This is a genomic window from Pseudomonas botevensis (genome assembly GCF_019145475.1).
In the GTDB taxonomy this organism is placed as follows: Bacteria; Pseudomonadota; Gammaproteobacteria; order Pseudomonadales; family Pseudomonadaceae; genus Aquipseudomonas; species Aquipseudomonas botevensis.
The window spans coordinates 310459-334154 of sequence record NZ_JAHTKI010000002.1 but is presented as its reverse complement, the minus strand read 5'-3'; the positions used below and the strand labels follow the sequence as shown (position 1 = coordinate 334154).

Annotated in this window: 19 protein-coding genes; 17 read left to right on the top strand and 2 right to left on the bottom strand. The window is 61.9% G+C overall.

Going from position 1 to position 23696, the window contains the following annotated elements; translation table 11 throughout:
• The first annotated feature begins 72 nt into the window (after positions 1 to 72).
• Together KVQ74_RS05180 and KVQ74_RS05175 are read left to right on the top strand one after the other, a co-directional pair.
• The gene (locus tag KVQ74_RS05180) at positions 73 to 1728 is read left to right on the top strand and encodes a PqiB family protein (RefSeq protein ID WP_217829912.1); all 1656 of its coding nucleotides are present in this window, start codon (positions 73 to 75) and stop codon (positions 1726 to 1728) included.
• A gap of 16 nt (positions 1729 to 1744) precedes the next feature.
• Positions 1745 to 2296: a PqiC family protein gene (locus KVQ74_RS05175; protein WP_217829911.1), complete on the top strand. Its 552-nt coding sequence runs from the start codon at positions 1745 to 1747 to the stop codon at positions 2294 to 2296.
• On the opposite strand, the gene KVQ74_RS05170 is transcribed toward KVQ74_RS05175, so the two are convergent.
• Positions 2254 to 3570 (bottom strand): sensor histidine kinase, encoded by a 1317-nt coding sequence (locus KVQ74_RS05170; RefSeq protein ID WP_217829995.1) that lies wholly within the window; start codon positions 3568 to 3570, stop codon positions 2254 to 2256. The genes KVQ74_RS05175 and KVQ74_RS05170 overlap by 43 nt on opposite strands.
• 283 nt (positions 3571 to 3853) lie before the next feature.
• On the opposite strand from KVQ74_RS05170, the gene pmrG reads away from it, so the two are divergent.
• From pmrG to KVQ74_RS05140, 6 genes are all read left to right on the top strand, one after another.
• Entirely contained in the window at positions 3854 to 4519 is a 666-nt protein-coding gene (gene pmrG / locus KVQ74_RS05165) for a lipopolysaccharide core heptose(II)-phosphate phosphatase PmrG (RefSeq protein WP_404822655.1), read from the top strand.
• 284 nt (positions 4520 to 4803) lie between these two features.
• Positions 4804 to 6525, top strand: coding sequence for a lipid IV(A) 4-amino-4-deoxy-L-arabinosyltransferase (gene arnT, locus KVQ74_RS05160; RefSeq protein WP_217829910.1), 1722 nt, complete (start codon positions 4804 to 4806; stop codon positions 6523 to 6525).
• Positions 6522 to 8042: an ArnT family glycosyltransferase gene (locus KVQ74_RS05155; RefSeq protein WP_217829909.1), complete on the top strand. Its 1521-nt coding sequence runs from the start codon at positions 6522 to 6524 to the stop codon at positions 8040 to 8042. Before arnT (KVQ74_RS05160) ends, KVQ74_RS05155 begins: the two co-directional genes overlap by 4 nt.
• Positions 8043 to 8266: 224 nt before the next feature.
• Positions 8267 to 9280 (top strand): iron ABC transporter substrate-binding protein, encoded by a 1014-nt coding sequence (locus KVQ74_RS05150; RefSeq protein ID WP_217829908.1) that lies wholly within the window; start codon positions 8267 to 8269, stop codon positions 9278 to 9280.
• A gap of 3 nt (positions 9281 to 9283) precedes the next feature.
• Positions 9284 to 10879, top strand: a complete 1596-nt coding sequence (locus KVQ74_RS05145) for an ABC transporter permease (RefSeq protein WP_217829907.1) — start codon at positions 9284 to 9286, stop codon at positions 10877 to 10879.
• Positions 10876 to 11925: an ABC transporter ATP-binding protein gene (locus tag KVQ74_RS05140; protein ID WP_217829906.1), complete on the top strand. Its 1050-nt coding sequence runs from the start codon at positions 10876 to 10878 to the stop codon at positions 11923 to 11925. Before KVQ74_RS05145 ends, KVQ74_RS05140 begins: the two co-directional genes overlap by 4 nt.
• Here KVQ74_RS05140 and KVQ74_RS05135 read toward each other — a convergent pair whose 3' ends face one another.
• Complete coding sequence (locus tag KVQ74_RS05135; RefSeq protein ID WP_217829993.1) at positions 11926 to 12816, bottom strand: site-specific integrase; 891 nt, start codon at positions 12814 to 12816, stop codon at positions 11926 to 11928.
• A 430-nt stretch (positions 12817 to 13246) separates the two neighbouring features.
• On the opposite strand from KVQ74_RS05135, the gene arnB reads away from it, so the two are divergent.
• From arnB to KVQ74_RS05090, 9 genes are read left to right on the top strand one after another with little or no spacing between them, the layout of a single operon-like run.
• Positions 13247 to 14395: a UDP-4-amino-4-deoxy-L-arabinose aminotransferase gene (gene arnB / locus KVQ74_RS05130; protein ID WP_217829905.1), complete on the top strand. Its 1149-nt coding sequence runs from the start codon at positions 13247 to 13249 to the stop codon at positions 14393 to 14395.
• Positions 14392 to 15414: an undecaprenyl-phosphate 4-deoxy-4-formamido-L-arabinose transferase gene (gene arnC / locus KVQ74_RS05125; RefSeq protein ID WP_217829904.1), complete on the top strand. Its 1023-nt coding sequence runs from the start codon at positions 14392 to 14394 to the stop codon at positions 15412 to 15414. Before arnB ends, arnC begins: the two co-directional genes overlap by 4 nt.
• Entirely contained in the window at positions 15411 to 17402 is a 1992-nt protein-coding gene (gene arnA / locus KVQ74_RS05120; protein ID WP_217829903.1) for a bifunctional UDP-4-amino-4-deoxy-L-arabinose formyltransferase/UDP-glucuronic acid oxidase ArnA, read from the top strand. The genes arnC and arnA overlap by 4 nt, the downstream gene beginning before the upstream one ends.
• Positions 17402 to 18286, top strand: coding sequence for a 4-deoxy-4-formamido-L-arabinose-phosphoundecaprenol deformylase (gene arnD / locus KVQ74_RS05115; RefSeq protein ID WP_217829902.1), 885 nt, complete (start codon positions 17402 to 17404; stop codon positions 18284 to 18286). Before arnA ends, arnD begins: the two co-directional genes overlap by 1 nt.
• A complete protein-coding gene (gene arnT / locus KVQ74_RS05110) occupies positions 18283 to 19932 on the top strand; it encodes a lipid IV(A) 4-amino-4-deoxy-L-arabinosyltransferase (RefSeq protein ID WP_217829901.1) in 1650 nt (549 codons plus the stop codon). The genes arnD and arnT (KVQ74_RS05110) overlap by 4 nt, the downstream gene beginning before the upstream one ends.
• Positions 19929 to 20273 (top strand): 4-amino-4-deoxy-L-arabinose-phosphoundecaprenol flippase subunit ArnE, encoded by a 345-nt coding sequence (arnE, locus tag KVQ74_RS05105; RefSeq protein ID WP_217829900.1) that lies wholly within the window; start codon positions 19929 to 19931, stop codon positions 20271 to 20273. The genes arnT (KVQ74_RS05110) and arnE overlap by 4 nt, the downstream gene beginning before the upstream one ends.
• Entirely contained in the window at positions 20270 to 20674 is a 405-nt protein-coding gene (arnF, locus tag KVQ74_RS05100) for a 4-amino-4-deoxy-L-arabinose-phosphoundecaprenol flippase subunit ArnF (RefSeq protein ID WP_217829899.1), read from the top strand. Before arnE ends, arnF begins: the two co-directional genes overlap by 4 nt.
• Positions 20671 to 22050, top strand: coding sequence for a UDP-glucose dehydrogenase family protein (locus KVQ74_RS05095; RefSeq protein ID WP_217829898.1), 1380 nt, complete (start codon positions 20671 to 20673; stop codon positions 22048 to 22050). The genes arnF and KVQ74_RS05095 overlap by 4 nt, the downstream gene beginning before the upstream one ends.
• Before the next feature lie 8 nt (positions 22051 to 22058).
• Positions 22059 to 23648: an ArnT family glycosyltransferase gene (locus KVQ74_RS05090; protein WP_217829992.1), complete on the top strand. Its 1590-nt coding sequence runs from the start codon at positions 22059 to 22061 to the stop codon at positions 23646 to 23648.
• Positions 23649 to 23696: the final 48 nt, after the last annotated feature.

Genomic DNA, 23696 nt, shown 5'->3' with positions numbered 1-23696 from the left:
AAAGCACTTCTATATTGATGAAGTGCTTTTGCGTTCCTGACGCGCATGGCCGAACCACCCAGGAGGTCATGGATGCAGCCGTCAGCCACCGACAAATCCCCCGCACCGGGCCAGGCCCCGATCAAGACCCGACGCTTCAGCGTGTCGCTGGTGTGGATCGTGCCGATCGTCGCGGTGCTGGTGGGGATTTCGCTGGTGGTGCACAACCTGATGCAGGAAGGCCCGAGCATCACGGTCACCTTCAAGACCGGCAGCGGCCTCACCGCCAACAAGACTGAAGTCAAATACCGTAACGTGGTAATCGGCGAGGTAACCGACGTCGAGTTGAGCGGCGACCAGAAGAGCGTCATCGCCACCATCAAACTGGCCAAACAGGCCGAAACCTTCACCCGCGAAGACTCGCAATTCTGGGTGGTGCGCCCACGCATCGGCGCCGGTGGCGTGTCGGGCATCGATACCCTGCTCTCCGGCGACTACATCGGCGCCGATATCGGCCAGTCCAACAGCCGCTCCAGACACTTCAAGGGCCTGGAGAATCCACCGCCGATCACCTACGGCGAACCGGGCAAGCGCTTCAACCTGCACACCGACGACCTCGGCTCGCTGGACATCGGCTCCCCGGTCTATTACCGCAAGATTCCGGTCGGCCAGGTAGTCGCCTACGCGCTGGATGCCGATGGCAAAGGGGTGAATATCGAAGTGTTCATCCATGCGCCAAACGATGCCTACGTCACCCAGAACACCCGGTTCTGGAACGCCAGCGGCGTGGACGTCAATGTCGGCGCCAACGGTTTTGCGGTGAAGACCGAATCGTTGTCGACGCTGCTGGTCGGCGGCATCGCCTTCCGCGCGCCCGAGTACAGTCCCAACGACGTCGCGGCGGCGGAAGAATCCCGGTTTGACCTGTTCGACGACCAGCAAACCGCCCTCGCCCCGCCCGCCGGCAAGGCGCAATACCTGGTCCTGCGTTTCGATCAGGCGCTGCGCGGGCTCAAGGTCGGCGCTCCGGTGGAATTTCTGGGCATCGAATTCGGCAGAGTGGTCGGCATCAACCTCGATTACGACGAGAAGAAACGCAGCTTCCCGGTGAACGTCGGCATCCTGATCTACCCCCAGCGCCTCGGCCAGGCCCATGTGAAGATGCTCAAGGTGCTCAACCACAATCCCGACGACGAAGCCGCTGCCGTGCGCCTGATCGGCACCTTCATCGACAACGGCCTGCGTGCCCAGGCGCGCAATGGCAACCTGCTGACCGGTCAGTTGTACATCTCGCTGGATTTCTACCCGAAAGCCGAGAGGGTCGTGTTCGACCCGACGGCGCGGCCACCGAGCATTCCGACCATTCCGGGCAGCCTCGAACAATTGCAGGAAAAACTGCAGGCCATGGTCGACAAGATCAACAAGCTGCCGGTGGAACGGATTGCCGGCAACCTCGACAGCAATCTGGTCGAATTGCGCAAGGGCCTGACCCAGTTCAACGCCAAGACCCTGCCGGGGGTGTCGACCACCCTCGCCGACGTCAGCAAGACCCTGCAATCGGCCACCTCGACCCTCGCCGAAGATTCGCCGCAACGCGAACAACTGACGCAGACCCTCGACGAACTGGGGCGCATGTCGCGCTCCCTGCGTGAACTCTCGGACTATCTGGGTCGGCATCCGGAATCGCTGATCCGTGGCCGTCCCGACAACGCCGCACCGCTGGATCTGAAAGCGCCGCCACGCAATTGAGCACAGGAGCTGTTCCATGGCCTCAACGCTGAAAATCACGCTGCTCGCCACTTGCCTGCTGCTCGGGGCCTGCCGCAGCGACCCGATCAGCTTTCACACCCTGACTCCGGTGCAACCCGGCGGCACCCGCGCCGGAGCTGAAATCCCGATTGAAGGGATCACCGTACCGCCCCAGGTCGACCGCCCGCAAATCGTCATTCGCCAGGGCACCAACGGCCTGGCGATTCTGGAAACCCAATGGTGGGGCGCGAGCCTGGCGGACGAGTTGCGCAGCGCGCTGGAGGATCAACTGAGCAATACCGGCGGCGGCAGCAAAGTATCGGTGCGCATCGATGTGCAGCGCTTCGATTCGATCCCCGGACAATACGGCCTGATCGACGTCAAATGGCGCCTGCGCACGGTGGGTGCCAGCGACGCCACTCCGCTCACCTGTCGCTCGACCCTGCAAACCCCGTCCGGGCCGAGCATCGACGAGTTGGTGGCTGCCCAGCAAAACAACGTCAAACGCCTGGCTGCGTTGATCAGTCAGGCGGCGGGCAGCCCACGGGGTTGCCCCTCGGCTTCCTGAGTCGTCGGCGTCAAGGTCACGGTGAAACAGCAACCATTGGGCTCGCGGGTACTGAGTTGTACCTGCCATTGCTGCCGGTTGCAGATGCGCTGCACCAGCGACAGCCCCAGGCCGAGCCCTTCCCCGCGCTGCTCGTCACCGCGCACAAACGGCTGGAACATCGCGTTTTGTTTCTCTAGCGGAATGCCGATGCCGCTGTCTTCGACGATAAAGCTGTCTTCGAGCAGGGTCAGGCGGACAAATCCATGATCGGTGTAGTGCCAGGCGTTGCGTAACAGGTTGCCCATCACCGATTGCAGAAACGTCAGGTTGTAGCGCGTCGCACCGGCCGGTTGCGCGTCGTAGATGAATTCAAGGCCTTTCTCGCGGATCAACCGCGCCCAGATTTCTACCTGGGCATCGGCCACTTGCCGGAGTGTGCAAGTGGAACCGGCACCCACGTCATCCTGCGGTTTGCGCGCCAGCATCAAAAAGGTTTCGACCAGTTGCTGCATTTCATGGCTGGCCCGGGCGATGCGATTGACTTGCGCGGTGGACCGGGCATCCAGCGACGGATTGGCCAGCAGCAGCTCGCAGGACGTGGCAAGAACCATCAACGGCGTGCGCAACTCGTGGCTGACATCACTGGTGAAGAGTTTTTCCCGACTCAGGGTTTGTCTCAGCCGGCCCAGCGTCTGGTCGAAAGCCAGTGCCAGCTCGCCGACTTCATCGGCGGCATATTCGGGACGCAATGGCGGCGCCATCTCGATCAGTTGATCGCGATGGCGCACCTGCCGCGCCAGACGGATCACCGGCGCCATGACCCGGCGCGCCAGCAAGCGACCCAGCACGATGGCCAGCACCACGCTGAGGACAAAACCGACGATCACCACGATGAACAGCAAATGCTCACGCTGTAACAAGCTTTCCTGATCCAGCAGCAACACGTACTTGCGTCCGCCGACCGCCTCGACCATGGCATAAAAGTCATCGTCGTCGAGGCGTATTTCCTGGAAGCCCGGTGCCAGCGCCGCCAGTTGCCTGGTCAGGGCCATATCTCCTTGCCCGCCCTCGTAAAAGAACAGCTCGTTCTTTTCCGGAACGTGGCTCCAGCGGCTGATGTCGTCCGTGGCCAGCAAACCACGCAATTCGGCACTGAGGGTGGTCAGGGTCAGTTTGTGTTCCACCACATGCACGGAAGCCAGAATGCCCAGGGCGAATATACCGGCGACCAGCGTGCTCATCAGGGCGAATACGATCACGATCCGTCTCGTGAGGTTCTGCTTGAGGTCCATCCGTCTCACTGACTCCGCCTGATTGAAAATTGCAGCTTCGCCTCGACCATCGGCATTTGTTAAGCCCCAGGCAAACAAAACGAGCATTTGAGTTTATTTATCAAATAGCCGTTTTAGTTGCGGCGCCGGGTCACTCGCAAATTTTTCACATGTTCTTCACCGGGTTCACACGCCCCTGAACCTAGCATTCAGCATCCATTCAAGTTGAGCGCGGTAAAGTTGCTCTACCCATCAGTCTTGAATTGCGCCGAATCAAGTTTTCTGGATCCACAGGGGCAATATCGTGCTTGCACAATTACAACTAAAGACGCCATCCAGACGATGGCGTGTATCTCGTCTGCGCGTGTTAATTGCCGTGGTTGGCACCGTTTTACTGATGGGCCTGGTGAGCGGATTTGTCTGGTGGCCACGTTCACCGACCGATCTCGGCCATGCCGGCCGTGCGGCCACTTCGCAATGGCTGAGCGCCTGGCAGGCTGGAGAAATTGTTGCGTTGGTGCGTCATACCGAACGCTGCGACCGTTCGAGCAACCCGTGCCTGGGGCCGGCCGACGGCATCACCCAAGTGGGCAGCGAGGCGGCAGCCGCCGTCGGCCGAGGCTTCACACAGTTAGGCATGCAGCAGGCCGAGGTGCTGAGCAGCCCGCTGACCCGTACCGTGCAAACCGCGCATTACATGTTCGGCAGCGATGCGGTCACTCAGGACTGGCTGGCAACCTGTGGCCCGACCCTGCGCGATGACGTCGTGGCGCACAAGAGCGCCGGACACAATTTGGTGCTGGTCACCCACAGTGGCTGTATCAGCGATTTCGAAAAACAGACCGGCTACCCCCATGCGGTCACCGCTGAATATGGCAGCGCATTGTTATTACGTGTTGATGCACACGGCCAATTGAAAGTGCTCGGCATCATCAACCCAGTCGCTTGGTCGCAAATAAAAAATCAATAAACAAACAGTACGAATGAAATATAAACCTGCGCTGCCGTACGCCCTCTGCTTAGTTGGCCGCAAACACTCTGTAACAAACCACGCGCTTTCAATGCCTGGACTTTTTCTGTTTTCGAGCTTGGCTTTCAGAAAGAACTTCGAGCTGGAAGCACGCTAGTTCCTTAAATGCGGGAAACGTCCGTCGACGTCACGCGCCTGCATTTTCCAACCCAGTGACACCCTCGCATCGGATTGCGCGGGCGCCTCACTGAAATACGTAATCTGCTCTGTACCAAGGTCCAGTCATGACGTCCGAAAACAATCCGCTGCGCCACGCTGCCCGTCCGTTGCATCTCGTCGATCAACGCTCAATGGTCGAACGCCTGGCGGTCCCCGGCCTGGTGCTGGCGTTTGTGCTGTTTTACCTGCTGCCGCTGATGACCCACGGCTTGTGGATTCCCGATGAAACCCGTTACGGCCAGATCAGCCAGGAAATGCTCCTGAGCGGCAATTGGGTCGCCCCGCATTTCATGGGCATTCGCTACTTTGAAAAACCGATTGCCGGGTACTGGATGATCGCCATCGGCCAGGCGATCTTCGGGGAAAACCTGTTTGGCGTGCGCATCGCCTCGGCCCTGAGCACCGGCGCGAGCATCTGGCTGACGTATCTGATTGCGCGCCGTCTGTGGAACAACCCGCGAATCAGTACCGCCGCTGCCCTGCTCTACATGAGTTTTGGTCTGATCGCCGGCCAGGCCGGTTACGCCAACCTCGATCCGCAGTTCACCCTTTGGGTCAACCTGAGTCTGGTAGCGGTGTGGTTTGCCATCGACAGCCATACCCCACGCGCCCGGTTGTCCGGTTGGGCCTTGCTGGGCGCGGCGTGTGGCATGGGGCTGATGACCAAAGGCTTTCTTGCCCTGCTTCTGCCGGTACTGATCGCCCTGCCCTACATGATCTGGCAGCGCCGGTTTGGCGAACTGTTGCGCTATGGCCCGGTGGCGGTGCTGGTGGCCGCGGCGGTCAGCCTGCCGTGGGTGCTGGCGGTGCATTACCGGGAACCGGACTTCTGGCGATTCTTCTTCTGGCATGAACACATCCGCCGCTTTGCCGCGGGTGACGACGCCCAGCATGCGCGGCCGTGGTGGTTCTACCTGCCGCTGCTGTTAGCTTCCACCCTGCCCTGGGCGGTGTTGTTGCCTTCAACCCTGATCCGCACCTGGCGCGAAAAACGCGAACCGAAAACCGCGTTCCTGGCGCTGTGGTTTCTGCTGCCGCTGGTGTTCTTCAGCGTCAGCAGCGGCAAGTTGCCGACCTACATCATGCCGTGCCTGCTGCCGATCGCCCTGTTGATGGCCCACACCCTGGTCAACTGGCTGGAGCGCGCCGACACGCGCATCCTGCGCCTCAACGGCGCGATCAATACCCTGCTGGCAAGCGCCGCACTGGTCGGCCTGCTCTACGTACAGGCCAGCCGGGAAATCTACGAAAACACCGAGATGTTCAGCCTGTCGCTGGCCTACATCGTGCTGGTCGGCTGGATCATCGCCAACGCCCTGCAAATCCTGCGACCGCTGAAACTGTGGGCGATGCCGGCGCTGGGCATCGGTTTGTTGATCGCCCTGCTCCCAGCGGCAATGCCCGCGCGAATCGTCAACAGCAAGATGCCCGACCAGTTCATCGCCGAGCATCAGCAAGCGTTGAGCGAAACCCGTTCGCTGCTGAGCAACGACCTCGGTGCCGCCTCGGCGTTGTCGTGGCGACTGGGCCGGCCGCAGGTGGATCTGTTCAACACCATCGGCGAGCTCAAGTACGGCCTCGATGACCCGGCCATGGCTTCGCGCAAGGTCGGTCTTGACGATGTCGGCCAATGGATGACCGAAGCACGCAAGAAAGGCTCGGTGGGTGTGGTGATGCGGGTCAACAGCGTGCAGGAAGCCCAGGAAATCGAGTTGCTGCCGGTGGACGGCAAGCATTATCGCAAGGGCAATCTGGAAATCTTCATCTTTGCCCAGAGCCAGCCATGATCCCGACCACGCAAGACCGGCGGGCATTGCTGCTCCTGCTGGCCGCCACGGCCGTGATGCTGATGTGCGGCCTGGGCAGTCGCGAACTGTGGGGCGCGGAAACCCGTTGGGCCAACATCGCCTTGCAGATGCTGCAAAGCGGTGACTACTTCGACCCTTATCTCAAGGGTGGCCCGTATTACGACAAGCCGCTGCTGTCCTATTGGCTGATTACCGCCACGGCCTGGCTGACCGGGGGCCTTGGCCCGTGGTCGCTGCGCTTGTCTTCGGTCATTGCGGCGTGGCTGAGCGTGTGGCTGGTGTACTTGATCGGCGAGCAGTTGTTTCGCAAAGGCACCGGGCTGATTGCCGGGTGGATGCTCGCGACCACTTTCTATTTCGTGTTCTGGGCGCGGGTCGCCACCGCTGACATCCTGACCGTGTGCGGTGTGCTGGCAGCGGTCTGGTGGTATTGGCGCGGGCTGGACGATACGCGGTTCTGGCGCTATGTCGGGTTCTTCGGACTGCTGGCCCTGACTTCGCTGTTCAAGGGCCTGATCGGCTTCATCCTGCCGGGGCTGGTGCTGTTGCCACACCTGTTGCGGGAGGGACGCTGGAAACGCCACCTGAACCTGCGATTGCTGGCGGCGCTGCTGATCGCCGGGGCGTTCTACATGACGCCGTTCCTGCTCTCGCACCTGTACGGCGCGCCGAACTACGGTGAAAGCGGCCTGGGCCTGGTGCTGCGGGAAAACGTGGTGCGGTTCTTCCAGCCGTTCGACAACATCGGCCCGATCTACACCTATCTGGTGTATCTGCCGGTCTACACCTTGCCGTGGGCGCCTTGCTGGATCATCGCGCTGTGGGTGGCGGCACGAAACTGGCGGCAGATCGAGCCCGACACCCGCCTGCTGGTCCAGGGCCTGGGCCTGTTGTTGCTGTTCTTCACCGCCAGCGGCAGCCGGCGCAGTTACTACGTGCTGCCGCTCGTGCCGTTCGCGCAGTTGCTCGGCGCGTGGTGGATCACCCGGCGCATGGCAGCGCGCAATCTCCAGGGACGCGGACTGCGGATCGGCTTCGCGGTCGCCAGCGTGGTGTTGGTGGGTGTGCTCGGTGTGTTGTACCCATGGACCAACAGCGACGGCGGCGTCATCCGTTTCGGTGAAACCGTACGCGAACAGGCCAGCCGGCAAGCCCCGCTCGAGCAGTGGCGCATGGTCATGGTGGAAGTGGACAACAAAGTGCCGATGTACCTGCAAACCGGCGGCGCGCCCTTCTACTACGTGCCGGAAACAGAGGATTTCCCGCGCACCGGCGACACGGCTGCGATGATGGCCTGGCTGGATCGCACCAGCGGCCAGCATTGGGATCCGCAACGCACGATCATCGTCGCCCAGTACCGCAGCGGCGACACACTGCCGCTCAACTACCTGAGCGCTGACCATCAGGTCATCACCACCACACCGACCCGTGGCGAACGGGCCTTTCACGGCCGGGAGGATCAAAGCGTGGCGTATTTGCCGCGACCTGCGAGTTGACTGAGGTTTTTCCTGAATAACGACGTTTGTGTGACGCACGGCAAGCGTGCGAGTGGCGAGTCACTGCTAACCTGAATGGCAATGACATGTATTAACGTTTTTTTAACGTTTTTTTCTCATTTGCCTCTCTACATTGCCTGCGGCTCGAAATATGCAAATCATTCGCATTGACGTAGCCGCGAGTGCCTTCACACAACGTCTAAAAAAGCAGGAGCGTTCCGGTCATGAATTCACCCCTTCCGTCGTTTATGAAGCAAGCCTTGCTGGCCTCGGCATTGCTCGTTGCCGGTCAGGCGTTTGCCGCCGACAGCGTTGGTATTGTGGTCTACAACGCGCAGCACGAAAGCCTGACCAAGGAATGGGTCGCCGGGTTCACCGAGGAAACCGGCATCCCCGTGACGGTGCGCAATGGCGATGACACCGAGATGGGCAACCAGCTCGTCCAGGAAGGCGCGGCCTCGCCGGCGGATGTGTTCCTGACCGAAAACTCCCCGGCCATGGTGCTGGTGGATAACGCCAAGCTGTTCGCCCCGGTCGCGCCAGCCACCCTCGAGCAAGTGGATTCGGCTTATCGCCCGGCCCACGGCCAATGGGTCGGGATCGCCGCGCGTTCGACGGTGTTCGTCTACAACCCGAGCAAACTGACAGAAAAAGACCTGCCCAAATCCCTGATGGATCTGGCCGGTCCGGCCTGGAAAGGTCGCTGGGCCGCTTCCCCGGCCGGTGCCGACTTCCAGGCCATCGTCGCCGCCGTGCTGCAACAGAAAGGCGAAGCCGCCACCCTGGCATGGCTCAAGGGCATGAAAGACAACTTCACTGCTTACCGTGGCAACAGCTCCGTACTCAAGGCCGTCAATGCCGGGCAGGTCGACAGCGGCGTGATCTACCACTATTACGCCTTCGTCGATCAGGCCAAAACCGGTGAAAACAGCAAGAACACCAGCCTGCACTACTTCAAGCACCAGGACCCGGGTGCCTTCGTGAGCATCTCCGGTGGTGGCGTGCTGAAGTCGAGCAAACACCAGGACGAGGCGCAGGCGTTCCTCAAATACGTGACCGGCAAACAGGGCCAGGAAGTTCTGCGCACCGGCAAATCCTTCGAGTACGCCGTCGGCAAAGACGCCGCTTCCAACCCGAAACTGGTGCCGCTCAAAGACCTCGACGCGCCGAAAGTCGATGCCTCGAAGCTCGACAGCAAGAAAGCCGTCGAACTGATGACCCAGGCAGGACTGCTGTAATTGTTGCCTGAACCACTACCGGCGGGGCTCGCAACGACGCGCCCCGCCAAACTGTCACGCAGAATCCGCGTCCTCGACGGTCGCGGGAGCTCGTGGGTGGTCGTGCTGGCGGTGCTGGTTTCGCTGTTGTCGCTGCTGCCGATCGGCTTTGTGATCGGCGTGTCGTGGTACACCGGCTGGGCCACCATCGAGGCCATGATCTTTCGCCCCCGGGTTGCCGAATTGCTGATCAACACCGTGTTGCTGGTGCTGATTACACTGCCGATCTGCATCGTCCTCGGCACCACGCTGGCCTGGCTGACCGAGCGCAGTAACCTGCCGGGGCGGCGCCTCTGGTCAGTACTGGCGGTCGCGCCACTGGCGGTCCCGGCGTTCGTGCACAGCTATGCGTGGGTCAGTCTGGTTCCTTCTATCCATGGTTTGCCGGCCGGCGTGCTGGTGTCGGTGATCGCTTATTTCCCGTTTCTCTACCTGCCGATTTCCGCGACGCTGCGGCGTCTCGATCCAGCCATTGAAGACGTCGCCGAATCCCTTGGCCTCAAGCCGTGGGCGGTGTTTTTCCGGGTGGTGTTGCCGCAATTGCGCCTGGCGATCTGTGGCGGTGCGTTGCTGGTTGGCCTGCATTTGCTGGCGGAATACGGCCTGTACGCGATGATTCGCTTCGACACCTTTACCACGGCGATTTTCGACCAGTTCAAATCGACCTTCAACGGCCCGGCCGCCAACATGCTCGCCAGTGTCCTGGCGCTGTGCTGTCTGGCGATGCTGACCGCTGAATCCGCCGCCCGTGGCAAAGCGCGTTATGCCCGCGTCGGCTCCGGCAGCGCCCGCGAACAACGAACCGTGAAGCTGCAACCCGCTACCTCGGCGCTGGGCCTCGGCTTGCAGCTGCTGACCTGCCTGTTGGCCCTGGGCGTACCGCTGTTGACCCTGAGCCAATGGCTGATCGCGGGTGGCATGGAGGTCTGGCAAGGTGGCGAGCTGTTGCCGGCGTTGCTTCAGACCCTGTCATTCGGCGTGGCCGGCGCGCTGCTGACCAGCCTCGCGGCGATTCCGATTGCCTGGCTGTCGATCCGTGCGCCGGGCAAGTTGCAGCGCCTGCTCGAAGGCTGCAACTACATCACCAGTGCATTGCCCGGGATTGTCGTGGCACTGGCTCTGGTGACCGTGACCATCCATTTCGCCCGGCCGATCTACCAGACCACGATCACCGTGCTGCTCGCCTACCTGCTGATGTTCCTGCCCCGCGCGCTGGTCAGCCTGCGCGCCGGGTTCGCCCAGGCCCCGGTAGAACTGGAGAACATCGCGCAGAGCCTCGGCCGCTCGCCGGTCCGCGCGTTGTGGCTGATTACCCTGCGCCTGGCCGCACCCGGTGCGGCGGCCGGTGCTGCGCTGGTGTTTCTGGCGATCACCAATGAACTGACCGCGACCCTGTTGCTCGCGCCGAACGGCACGCGCACCCTGGCCACCGGTTTCTGGGCCATGACCAGCGAAATCGACTACGCCGCCGCAGCGCCCTACGCGTTGCTGATGGTATTGCTGTCGTTGCCGCTGACGGCCATTCTCTATCACCAATCAAGGCGCAGTGCCGGCCGATGAACGCCCTCGAAATCAACGCCCTCAGCAAATCCTTCGGCACGCAAACCGCGCTGGACAACATCTGCCTGTCGGTGCCCACCGGCAGCCGCACGGTTATCGTCGGCCCGTCCGGCTCCGGCAAGACCACGCTTTTGCGCATGATCGCCGGCTTCGAATTTCCGGACGCCGGCAGCCTGACGCTCAACGGCCAGACGCTGGTCGACAGCGCCCACGCCGTACCGGCCTACCAACGCCAGATCGGCTATGTGCCGCAGGACGGCGCGCTGTTTCCGCACCTGAGCGTGGCCGACAATATCGGCTTCGGCCTCAGTGATACCGGCGCCGCCCGGTCCGCGCGGATTCTGGAATTGATGGACAGCGTGGCCCTCAACGCCAACATGGCCACGCGCTGGCCCCATGAGCTGTCCGGTGGTCAGCAGCAACGGGTGTCGCTGGCCCGGGCGCTGGCCCAGCAACCGCGCCTGATGTTGCTCGATGAACCCTTTTCCGCCCTCGACACCGGCCTGCGCGGCGCCATGCGCAAAATGGTCGCGCGGCTGCTGGAGGGTGCGGGCGTGACCACTATCCTGGTGACCCACGATCAGGGCGAAGCGCTGTCGTTCGCCGACCAGTTGGCGGTGATGCGCGAAGGTCGGTTGGTGCAGTCAGGGCATCCGATGGATCTCTATCGCTACCCGCAAGACGAGCAGACCGCCCGGTTTCTCGGCGAGGCGGTGGTCATGCCGGCGCAGATCGACGCCGGATGGGCGCATTGCGAGCTGGGTCGCGTGCAGGTCAACAGCAACGGGTTCAGCGGCGCGGCGCAGATCATGCTGCGCCCCGAGCAACTGCAAGTGTCCAGCACCCCGGCCGATACGCAGGGGTGCCCTGCGGTGGTCACCGATTGCGACTTCGCCGGTAACACCTGCACCCTGACCGTGGAGCTGAGCGAACCGGCGGCCGGACGCTCGCTGCTGGTGCGCAGTTCCGGGATGCACGCGCCGCCGGCCGGCAGCACGGTTCAACTGTCGATTGTTGGCCCGGCCCACGTCTTCGAGGCGCAATGACTACAGGTCGAAGCGATCCACCGCCCGCCGCCGCTCGTTGTCGTCGCGTACATCGTAGTTGGCGGTCGTCTGGATATTGCTGTGGTGCGCCAGTTTCTGCGCGATCGACAGGTCGTGTTCTTCGATGACCCGTGTGATGAACGAACGGCGAAAATCGTGGGGCATGATCTTCACCCCGACCTGAGTACCGCGCTGACGGGCGATGTAATAGATCGCGTGCTTGGTGATGCGCTCGCGGGTGATGTGGCTGCCCCGGCGGATGCGATTGAACAGAAAGGCGTCGTCGCTCTCGCCTTCCTTGAGCTGTGAACGGCGGAACTCCAGCCACGCATCGAGCTTGGCGAACGCCCAGGCCGGCGCATACTTGATCAGTTGTTTATTGCCCTTGGCGGTGACACACAGGCTGCGCTCGGTGAAATCGACCTGAGCCAGGTCCAGATCCACCGATTCCGACTTGCGCATGCCGGTGCCGTATAACAACGCAATCACCGCCGCGTCGCGCAGGCCCTGTGGCCGCGGATCGGCGGCGCAGACTTCCATCAGTTCGTGAATCAATGTGCGTTTCAGGTTGCGCCCTTGGGACAGGCGCGTGCCGGCGATGCCTTTGACCGAGCGCATCTTCAACAGATGTTCCTGACTGATCAGGCTCATTCTCCACGCTTCATTCATGACCCCGCGCACGGCGTTTACATACAGCGAAGACGTGTTGGGCGCGTAGTTGTCCGCGCGCAATGCCGCGACCAGGGCCACCACATCTTCCGGCTGCAAGCCGTGCCAGGGAATGTCCTCGATGTTCACTTCCTCGAAACCGAGGCGATCGGCCGCGTCTTGCAATATGTAGCGCATGGTCAACTGGCTGGAGGGGGCCAGGCGCGCCAGATAAAGGCTCATCGGGTTGGGTTTGAGGGGTTCGGACGGTGCAACGGGTAAGTCAATCAAACGTAAGGCCTTGAGTAAAAACAGTTCAAAACGGCAACTAACAACTGCAATTTTCTTAAAGTAAAAGGACACTAGCGCAGGACTTTTCCGACAAGTAGCGCGATAAACGGTAGAAGTCTGAACAGTGGCTGTATGGGCTTCAGATAAATGAATCGCCGACCGGTTTTTCATGTTCCTTTCACAAAAACGAGCATAACCTTCACGTCATACAGCTCCTTGCCGGCGACGCTCAACCTGCCGGGCATCGCCTGAAAAGTCAACCGAACCCGACGGTGTGTCGTTTAGCCAACTTATTGATGCAGATGTTTTTTTCGCGTCTATGCTGTGATTGGATCCAGCCTGCGACTGGGTTCATTTTCTGTTTCCGGGTATTGAGGTGTTCATGAGTCAGGCGTTTCTCCCCTTTTCCCGCCCAAGTATTGGCGATGAAGAAATTGCGGCCGTAGAGCAGGTATTACGCTCGGGCTGGATCACCACCGGGCCGAAAAACCAGGCACTTGAAGAACAATTCGCACAGTACGTCGGTTGCCGACATGCCGTGGCATTGTCGTCCGCCACCGGCGGTATGCACATTACGCTGTTGGCTTTGGGGATCGGCCCTGGCGATGAAGTCATCACGCCGTCGCAGACCTGGGTGTCGACCGCCAACATGATTTCCCTGCTCGGCGCCAAACCAGTGTTCGTCGACGTTGACCGCGACACGCTGATGACCGACGCCGCGCGCATTGAAGCGGCGATCACCCCGCGCACCAAAGCGATCATCCCGGTGCATTACGCCGGTGCCGCGTTCGATCTCGACCCGCTCTACGCCCTGGCCGACAAGCACGGTATTGCCGTCATCGAAGACGCCGCCCATGCCGCCGGCACCCGTTACAAGGGTCGCCATGTCGGTTCCCAAGGCACAGCGATCTTTTCGTTCCACGCGATCAAGAACATGACCTGCGCCGAAGGCGCGATGTTCGTCACCGATGACGAGGCGCTGGCCAATCGCGTGCGCATGCTCAAGTTCCACGGTCTGGGCGTCGACGCCTACGACCGCCTGACCCACGGCCGCAAGCCACAGGCCCAGGTCATGGAACCCGGCTTCAAATACAACCTGGCCGATATCAACGCCGCCATCGCCCTGGTGCAACTGGAGCGGCTGGACGCGATCAACGCGCGTCGTACTGAACTGGCCGGTCTCTACCATCAGCGCCTGGAAGGCCTGCCGGTGCAACCGCTGACAGTGCCGGACTATCCGCAACAGCACGCCTGGCACCTGTTCATCCTGCGCATCGACAGCGAACGCTGCGGCCTGGATCGCGAAGCCTTCATGAAGGGCTTGCAGGAGCAAGGCATCGGCACCGGCATCCATTTCATCGCCACTCACCTGCACACCTGGTATCGCCAGCGTGACCCGGATTTGTACTTGCCCAACACCGAATGGAACTCTGCACGGCTGTGCTCGATCCCTTTGTTTCCCGATATGACCAACCAGGATCTGGACCGCGTAGTCGGTGCCATTGAACAGCTTATGGAAAAACGCCCTTGAGACCTTATCCGATTAAATGCGTGTCGATCGTTATCCCGGTCTACAACGAAGAAGACAGCCTGCCGGAGTTGCTGCGTCGTACCGCAGCGGCCTGCGCGCAACTGAATCATGAATACGAAATCGTGCTGGTGGACGACGGCAGCCGCGATAACTCCGCGCAGATGCTCGAAGACGCCGCCTCGGCCGAGAACAGCCCGTTCGTGGCGGTCATTCTCAACCGCAACTACGGCCAGCACGCCGCGATCATGGCCGGTTTCGAGCAATGCAAGGGCGACGTGGTCATCACCCTCGACGCCGACCTGCAGAACCCGCCGGAAGAAATTCCACGGCTGGTGGCCGAGGCCGAAAAAGGTTTCGACGTGGTCGGCACCGTGCGTGGCAACCGTCAGGACTCGGCCCTGCGTCGCTGGCCGTCGAAGCTGATCAATCTCGCCGTGCAACGCTCCACCGGCGTCGCCATGAGCGACTACGGCTGCATGCTGCGCGCCTATCGCCGCACGATCATCGACGCGATGCTCGCCTGCCGTGAACGCAGCACGTTCATCCCGATTCTGGCCAACAGCTTTGCCCGCCACACCAGCGAAATCGTCGTGGCTCACGCCGAGCGCGAGCATGGCGACTCGAAATACAGCCCGATGCGCCTGATCAATCTGATGTTCGACCTGATCACCTGCATGACCACCACACCGCTGCGCCTGCTGAGCATCGTCGGCTTCGCCATGGCCGGCCTCGGCGTGCTGTTCGCGGTTGCGTTGATCGTGTTGCGCCTGGCGTTCGGCGCAGGTTGGGCCGGTGACGGCATGTTCGTGCTGTTCGCCGTGCTGTTCGTGTTCACCGGTGGCCAGTTCATCGGCATGGGCCTGCTTGGCGAATACCTGGGCCGCATGTACAGCGACGTGCGCGCCCGCCCACGATTCTTCATTGAAAAAGTGCTGCGTAGCCACCCTGCCGCACCAGCACCTGCCGTCACTGTTGACGGTCTGTCTTCTTCCACTTCGTCCGATCAGGTTCTCTCATGAGTGCAAAAACTGTTGTCTTCGCCTACCACGATATTGGCTGCGCCGGCATTCAAGCCCTGCTCGACAGCGGTTATGACATCGCAGCGGTGTTCACCCACGCCGATGATCCGCAAGAAAACGCGTTCTACGCCTCGGTCGCCCAACTGTGCGCGCAGAAAGGCATCCCGGTTCACGCGCCGGAAGACGTCAATCACCCGCTGTGGATCGAGCGCATCAGCAAGCTCAATCCGGACTACCTGTTCTCCTTCTACTACCGCAACCTGCTGAGCGAGCCACTGCTGGCGCTCGGTAAAAAAGGCGCGTTCAACCTGCACGGCTCCCTGCTGCCACGTTACCGTGGCCGCGCTCCGGCCAACTGGGTGCTGGTCAACGGTGAAACCGAAACCGGCGTCACCCTGCACCGCATGGTCAAGCGCGCCGATGCCGGCGCTATCGTTGCCCAGCAACGCGTGGCCATCGAGCGCAGCGACACCGGTCTGAGCCTGCACGCCAAATTGCGTACCGCCGCCAGCGACCTGCTGCGCGACACCCTGCCGAACATGCTGCAAGGCAAGATCACCGAAACCCCGCAGGACGAGTCCAAGGCCACGGTTTTCGGTCGTCGTACCCCGGCGGACGGCAAACTGGTCTGGAAACAACCGGCCGAGCAACTGTTCAACCTCGTGCGTGCCGTGACCCGGCCTTATCCGGGCGCGTTCTGCGCCGTGGGCGAGCACAAGCTGATTGTCTGGAGCGCTGAAGTCGTCAAGGGCAACGAAGGCCAGGCACCGGGCCGTGTGATCAGCGTCGATCCGCTGCGCATTGCCTGTGGCGAAGATTCGCTGGTGATCACCGCCGGTCAGCGCAACGACAACGGCCTGTATCTCAGCGGCCCGCAACTGGCCAACGAATTGGGTCTGGTCGACGGCTCGCTGCTGCGCGGCGCCGAATCCGGCCGTGCGCCGCGTCGCACCCGCGTACTGATCCTCGGCGTCAACGGCTTCATCGGCAACCACTTGTCCGAGCGCCTGCTGCGTGACGATCGCTACGAAGTCTATGGCCTGGACATCGGTTCCGACGCCATCGACCGTCTGCGCGACCATCCGCGTTTCCACTTCGTCGAAGGCGACATCAGCATTCACTCCGAGTGGATCGAGTACCACATCAAGAAGTGCGACGTGGTGCTGCCACTGGTGGCCATCGCCACCCCGATCGAGTACACCCGCAACCCGCTGCGCGTATTCGAACTGGACTTCGAGGAAAACCTGAAGCTGGTGCGCTACTGCGTCAAATACAACAAGCGCGTGATCTTCCCGTCGACCTCGGAAGTCTATGGCATGTGCCAGGACAAGAACTTCGACGAAGACAGCTCCAACCTGATCGTCGGCCCGATCAACAAGCAGCGCTGGATCTACTCGGTGTCCAAGCAACTGCTTGACCGCGTGATCTGGGCGTACGGCGCCAAAGGCCTGAACTTCACCCTGTTCCGCCCTTTCAACTGGATGGGGCCGCGTCTGGACCGTCTGGATTCGGCGCGTATCGGCAGCTCCCGCGCCATCACCCAGTTGATCCTCAACCTGGTGGAAGGCACCCCGATCCGTCTGTTCGACGGCGGCGAGCAGAAGCGTTGCTTCACCGACATCGCTGACGGCGTCGAGGCACTGGCGCGGATCATCGATAACGACAACGACGTCTGCAACGGCCAGATCATCAACATCGGCAACCCGGACAACGAAGCCAGCATCCGCCAGTTGGGCGAAGAGCTGCTGCGTCAGTTCGAAGCTCACCCGCTGCGCCACAACTTCCCTCCGTTCGCCGGTTTCCGCGACGTGGAAAGCAAGGCGTTCTACGGTGCCGGTTATCAAGACGTGGAACACCGCAAGCCAAGCATCGCCAACGCCAAGCGCCTGCTGAACTGGGAGCCGACCGTGGAAATGCGCGAAACCATCGGCAACACGCTCGACTTCTTCCTGCGTGAGGCCATGCTTGAAATCGCGGACAAGCGCTGATGCAGGCCGGTCTACGCATTGACGTCGACACCTATCGCGGCACCCGTGAAGGCGTGCCGCGACTGCTGGAAATGCTCGATGAGGCGCAGATCAAGGCAACGTTTTTCTTCAGTGTCGGCCCGGACAACATGGGCCGGCATCTGTGGCGCCTGATCCGTCCGCAGTTCCTCTGGAAAATGCTGCGTTCCAACGCTGCCGGCCTGTATGGCTGGGACATTCTGCTGGCCGGCACCGCCTGGCCGGGCAAACCGATCGGTCGCGATCTCGGGCACCTGATGCGTCAGGCCCGGGACGCCGGTCATGAAGTCGGCCTGCACGCCTGGGATCACCATGGCTGGCAGGCCAATGCCGGGCGCTGGAGCGATGCGCAGTTGATCGAGCAGATTCGCCGGGGTGTCGACACCCTGAGCGACATTCTCGGCGAGAAGATCCAGTGCTCGGCCGCTGCCGGCTGGCGCGCGGACGAACGCGTGATCGAAGCCAAGCAGACATTCGGCTTTCGCTACAACAGCGATTGCCGTGGGCAGCGCCTGTTTCGTCCGCAACTGGCCGATGGCTCGGCGGGTACACCGCAGATCCCGGTGGATCTGCCTACCTTTGATGAAGTGGTCGGCCCCGATGTCGCGGCGAAGGATTTCAACGCCTTCATCCTTGATCGGTTCCGCCCGCAGCAACTGAACGTCTACACGATTCACGCTGAAGTAGAAGGGATTCTGATGGCTGAAGATTTTCGACGGTTATTGATCGACGCGCGACAACGCGAGATTGATTTCCAACCCTTGGGCAATCTGCTGCCCGAGTTCCTCAACACACTGCCGGTCGGCCGTGTGCAACGTGGCGCCCTCGAAGGCCGTGAAGGTTGGCTGGGAGTGCAAGGCGCATGAGCAAACGCTGGGCATTGCCGTTGCTGCTGGGGATTTTCCTGGTGGCCTATCTGCTGCCGCTGGGCAGCCATGGCTTGTGGATTCCCGATGAAACCCGTTATGCGCAGATCAGCCAGGAAATGCTGCTGAGCGGCCACTGGGCGTCGCCGCATTTCATGGGCCTGCGTTACTTCGAAAAACCGGTCGCCGGCTACTGGATGATCGCGATCGGCCAGGCGTTGTTCGGGCAGAACCTGTTCGGCGTGCGCTTTGCCTCGGTGCTGGCCACCGGGCTGAGCGTGCTGTTGTGCTTCCTGATCGCCCGGCGCCTTTGGAACGACCCGCGCAAGAGCTTCGTCTGCGCCCTGCTCTACATGAGCTTCACGGTGGTGGCTGGCCAGGGTGGGTATGCCAACCTCGATCCGCAGTTCACCTTCTGGGTCAATTTGAGCCTGGTTGCATTGTGGTTTGCCCTCGACAGCCGCAGCCATCGTCAGCGCCTCGCCGCCTGGGCGGTGCTGGGGCTGGCATGCGGCATGGGGTTCATGACCAAGGGTTTTCTCGCCTGGCTGCTGCCGGTGCTGATCGCACTACCGTGGATGATCTGGCAGAAACGCTGGCGCGAGCTGCTGTTGTTCGGCCCGGTGGCGGTGGTCGTGGCGATTCTCATCAGCCTGCCGTGGGTCTTGACGGTACACGCCCAGGAACCGGACTACTGGCGGTTCTTCTTCTGGCATGAGCACATCCGCCGTTTCGCCGGTGACGATGCCCAGCACGATGCGCCTTGGTGGTTCTACCTGCCGCTGCTGGTGGCGTTCAGCATGCCGTGGGTCGGCATGTTGCCGGTGGCGTTGAAACAGGCGTGGCAGACCCGGCGTGAAGCGAGCATCGCGTTCCTTGGCCTGTGGGTGCTGATGCCGCTGGTGTTTTTCAGCCTGAGCAACGGCAAGCTGCCGACCTACATCCTGCCGTGCCTGTTGCCTGTAGCTTTGCTGCTGGGTCATGCCTTGGCCGATCGCCTGCGCCTGGAACAAGAACGGGCGCTGGGCATCAATGGCCTGCTGAACCTGGTGCTGGGCGTGGTGGTGCTGATTGCGCTGGTCTATGTGCAGATCAAGCGTCCGCTCTACGACCACGAACTGCACAGCCTGGTGTTGGTGTTCATTGCGCTGGTGGGCTGGATCATCAGCAACCTGCTGCAAGCGTTCCGCCCGTTGCAATGCTGGGCGGCGCCGGCCGTAGGCAGTCTGCTGCTGGTGGCGCTGCTGCCGGCCGCCCTGCCCCAATCGGTGGTGTCCAACAAGACCCCCGATCAGTTCATCCGCCCGCATGTGGCCGAACTGGCTGCGACCTCGCACCTACTGAGCAACGACCTGGGCGCGGCGTCAGCCCTGGCCTGGCGTCTGAAACGCCCGCAAGTCGCGTTGTACAACACGATAGGCGAACTGAAATATGGCCTTGCCTATCCTGACGGCATTCAACAGCGGGTCGATACCGATCAAGTGCAGCAGTGGATGCGCGAAGCGCGCCGCAGCGGCTCGGTCGGCGTGATCATGCGGGTCAAGGGGCAGGACGAACTGGACGAGCTCGACAAGCTGCCCAAGGATGGCATCCGTTACGAACAGGGCAATCTGGTGATGATGATCCTGCCCAAGGATCCGTCATGAGCCTGTTATTGCTGCTGATCGCTTGCCTGCTGACGTGCCTGGGCCAGGTCGCGCAGAAATATGCCGTGGAGAGTTGGCGCGGTGCCGACTCGTCCTGGGCGGACAAACTGCGCACGCCCTGGCTGTGGGTGGCCTTGTGTGCACTGGGCGCCGGCCTGCTGGTGTGGCTGCTGGTGTTGCAACGCCTGGACGTCGGCATCGCCTATCCGATGCTCAGCCTCAACTTCGTGATCATCACCCTGATCGCCCGCTTCGTGTTCCGCGAGCACATCGACCGTCGGCACTGGTTCGGTGTGGCGCTGGTACTCGGCGGCGTGGCGTTGTTGGGGCAGCACGCATGAGCACTCGTCGCGGAATCTTTTTTGCCCTCGCCAGCGTCGGGCTGGTCAGCGCTGCGCAACTGGGCATGCGCTGGAGCATGACGCGCCTGCCGCCACCGGAGCAATGGCTGAGCCTCAGCCATATCGACGTGGCCGCGCTGGCCGTGGTGTTCACGGCGATCGTCGCCTATGCGCTGTCGATGCTGTGCTGGCTGGCGGCGTTGCGCGACCTGCCGCTGGGCCGGGCCTATTCGCTGCTGAGCATCAGCTATGCGCTGGTGTACCTGTTGGCGGCCAGCCTGCCGCTGTTTCACGAAACCTTCAGTCTTTCCAGATCGCTGGGCGTGGCGTTGGTCATGCTCGGTGTCATCACGATCAATTCGCGTCCCGTAAGTGCGCCTGAACTCAGGAGTTCGCCATGAAAATCACAGTATTTGGTAGCGGTTATGTCGGTCTTGTCCAGGCAGCCGTGCTGGCCGAAGTCGGCCATGACGTGGTGTGCATGGACGTCGATGAAAAGAAAATCGAGCTGCTCCGCCAGGGCCACGTCAGCATCTTCGAACCGGGGCTCGCCAGCCTGGTCCGCGAGGGCCTGGACGGCAAGCGCCTGCAATTCACCGCCGATGAAAAACTCGCCGTACAGCATGGTCAGGTGGCGTTCATCGCCGTCGGCACGCCGTCCCGCGAGGACGGTTCCGCCGACCTGCGCTACGTGCTGTCGGTCGGCGACGCCGTGGCCCGGCATCGTGAAGCGCCGCTGATTCTGGTGGAGAAATCCACCGTGCCCGTGGGCACCGGTGACACCTTGCGCACCCATATCGAAAAGGCTCTGGTCAAGGCCGGCCGCCTGCTGCAGTTCGATATCGTCTCCAACCCGGAATTTCTCAAGGAAGGTTCGGCGGTTTCCGATTGCCGCCGTCCGGACCGCATCGTTATCGGCTGCGAACGCGAGGAAGTCCGCGATGTGATGCGCGACCTGTACTCGCCCTTCAACCGCAACCACGATCGCATCATGTTCATGGACCTGCGCAGCGCCGAGCTGACCAAGTACGCCGCCAACTGCATGCTCGCGACCAAGATCAGCTTCATCAACCAGATCGCCGAGCTGGCCGAACACCTGGGCGCCGACATCGAATCGGTACGCCAGGGCATCGGCGCTGACTCGCGCATCGGCTACCACTTCATCTACCCCGGCTGCGGCTACGGCGGCTCATGCTTCCCCAAAGACATGCGCGCGCTGATCCACAGCGCCGAGGAAGCCCATTGCTCCAGCGACTTGCTGCAAGCGGTCGAAGCGATCAACCAGCGGCAGAAACACAAGCTGTTCGAGCGGATCAACGCGTTCTACAAGGGCGATCTGCGCGGCAAAACCTTTGCCCTGTGGGGCCTGGCGTTCAAGCCGAACACCGACGACATGCGCGATGCGCCAAGCCGCGTACTGCTCGAAGCGCTGTTCGCCGCCGGCGCCAGCGTGCGTGCGTTCGACCCGGAAGCGATGCAGGAAACCCAGCATCTGTACCCCGACGAACCCAAGCTGATGCTGATGGGCACCCCGGAATCGGTATTGCCGGGCGCCGATGCGCTGATCATCTGCACCGAATGGCAGCAGTTCAAGGCACCGGACTTCAACCTGATCCAGCAACGCCTCAATGCCCCGGTGATCTTCGACGGCCGCAACCTGTACGACGCCGAGCGTCTGGCGCGCAACGGCTTCAAGTATTTCCCGATGGGTCGCGGGGAGTCGCGCACGCTGCCGATTCCACTCAATCAGTGGCCTCACACGTCTGACGTCGCTTGAACGGCGGCCTGTCACCGGCGATTCGCCGGCAGTCGCTGATCGCAGGGCTGTTGGCGTTGCTGCTGTTCATCGCCGGGGTCTACGCACAGGCGCCGATCGGTTTCGATTCGCGCTTCGTGCTGTTCGCCCAGGAGATGCTGCGGCACGGGCCGACGGTTTTCCCCACCACCTACGGTCAGCCGTATGCCGATTATTCGGCGCTGTCGACGCTGTTTGTCTGGCTGTTGTCGTTGCCGTTCGGCGCAGTCAACAGCCTGGCGGCGTGGCTACCCAGTGCGCTCGCCGGGGCGCTGATCGTGACGTTGATGTATCGCTTGCTGGCACCCCATTCGCAACGCTGGGCATGGCTCAGCATCGCGATGCTGACGCTCTCGATCACCTTCATCACCGAAGTGCGAGCGGTGTCTCAGGACCTGATGCTGGCCGCCGTGGCGTTTGCGGTGTTCTACCTCGGTTACGCCCACGATCACTTCGGCGCCGGCCGGCGCTGGCCGCTGGTCTTCGTTCTGTTGCTGCTGGGCTTCGGCATTCGCGGCCCCATCGGTCTCGTCGTGCCGACCGGCATGCTGTGCAGCTATTACCTGCTGGATCGCCAGTGGTCGCGGTTCTGGACCTTTGGCGCGTTGGCAGCGGTGCTGCTGGCGGCGTGCGTCGGCCTGCTGTTGTGGCTGGCGGACCTCAGCGGCGGTCCGGCCTTTCGCGCGGACGTGATTCGCATGCAGTTCATGGGACGCATGGACGGCAGCGAAGGCGTCAGCGGTTCGCTGTATTACTTCACCAGTTCCCTGGGCAACTACGCGCTGGCATATCCGTTGGCCCTGCTGGCCCTGGCGACGGCGTGGCTGAGCAAACCCCGCCAGCGCGGCCCAGCCCTGCGTCTGGTGCAATATTGCGCGGCGGCCGGGTTGATCGTGATGGTCGGCCTGTCGATCCCGCAGGCAAAAAAGGCCCGCTATCTGCTGCCGATGCTGCCCATGGCGGCTATCATCGCGGCGTATCCGTTTCAGGTGCTGCACGGCCGGTTGTTCGGCTGGTTGCGCGTGGGGATTCAGAGTCTATGGCTGGTGACTCCGGGATTGTTGGCGGTCGGGCTGTTGGTGGCACGGCAACGTTTTCCCGAGGCGCTGGCTGATCTGACCCTGGTGCTGGTGGTGCTCAACGCCTTGCAAGTGCTGGCGTTGTCGCGGCTGTTCATGCCGCGCTGGCGTGCCGAAGTCCTGGCGCTGAGCGCGGTGCTGGCGGTCTGGTCGATGTATGTGCTGGTGTTCGAACCGGTGGAACGGCGCCTGTACGACACACAGGCGTTCAGCCAGGCGGCGTTCGCCGAAGTTCAGCGCAACCCCGCGCCGCTGGTGCTGCATGGCATGGGCAAAGACGCCAAGGCGATCAAGTTCATGGTCAATATCGGCCAGGACCTGCAACCGCAGTTCAGCGAATCCATTCAGGAGCTCGAAGCGCTGCACGGCCCGGCGTGGCTGATGATGGATCTCAATGACTTCAAGGCCCTGAAGGACACGCCTTTGGGTTCATTGCAGCCGGTGTTGAGCGGACGCTTTGACAAGAACGATTACGTCTTACTGCGCCTTGGGTCTTTTTAGAAAGACCCAAGGTGGCGCGTGACTTGACGATTCAATCTTATTAACTAT

Excerpts from the sequence above, each read along its gene's own strand:
- arnT (WP_217829910.1), top strand. The coding sequence starts at position 4,804 with ATGACGTCCGAAAACAATCCGCTGCGCCACGCTGCCCGTCCGTTGCAT.
- arnA (WP_217829903.1), top strand. The coding sequence starts at position 15,411 with ATGAGTGCAAAAACTGTTGTCTTCGCCTACCACGATATTGGCTGCGCC.
- KVQ74_RS05170 (WP_217829995.1), bottom strand. The coding sequence starts at position 3,570 with ATGGACCTCAAGCAGAACCTCACGAGACGGATCGTGATCGTATTCGCC.
- KVQ74_RS05175 (WP_217829911.1), top strand. The coding sequence starts at position 1,745 with ATGGCCTCAACGCTGAAAATCACGCTGCTCGCCACTTGCCTGCTGCTC.
- KVQ74_RS05140 (WP_217829906.1), top strand. The coding sequence starts at position 10,876 with ATGAACGCCCTCGAAATCAACGCCCTCAGCAAATCCTTCGGCACGCAA.
- KVQ74_RS05095 (WP_217829898.1), top strand. The coding sequence starts at position 20,671 with ATGAAAATCACAGTATTTGGTAGCGGTTATGTCGGTCTTGTCCAGGCA.
- KVQ74_RS05180 (WP_217829912.1), top strand. The coding sequence starts at position 73 with ATGCAGCCGTCAGCCACCGACAAATCCCCCGCACCGGGCCAGGCCCCG.
- KVQ74_RS05150 (WP_217829908.1), top strand. The coding sequence starts at position 8,267 with ATGAATTCACCCCTTCCGTCGTTTATGAAGCAAGCCTTGCTGGCCTCG.
- arnE (WP_217829900.1), top strand. The coding sequence starts at position 19,929 with ATGAGCCTGTTATTGCTGCTGATCGCTTGCCTGCTGACGTGCCTGGGC.
- KVQ74_RS05155 (WP_217829909.1), top strand. The coding sequence starts at position 6,522 with ATGATCCCGACCACGCAAGACCGGCGGGCATTGCTGCTCCTGCTGGCC.
- arnB (WP_217829905.1), top strand. The coding sequence starts at position 13,247 with ATGAGTCAGGCGTTTCTCCCCTTTTCCCGCCCAAGTATTGGCGATGAA.
- arnT (WP_217829901.1), top strand. The coding sequence starts at position 18,283 with ATGAGCAAACGCTGGGCATTGCCGTTGCTGCTGGGGATTTTCCTGGTG.
- arnD (WP_217829902.1), top strand. The coding sequence starts at position 17,402 with ATGCAGGCCGGTCTACGCATTGACGTCGACACCTATCGCGGCACCCGT.
- KVQ74_RS05135 (WP_217829993.1), bottom strand. The coding sequence starts at position 12,816 with ATGAGCCTTTATCTGGCGCGCCTGGCCCCCTCCAGCCAGTTGACCATG.
- arnF (WP_217829899.1), top strand. The coding sequence starts at position 20,270 with ATGAGCACTCGTCGCGGAATCTTTTTTGCCCTCGCCAGCGTCGGGCTG.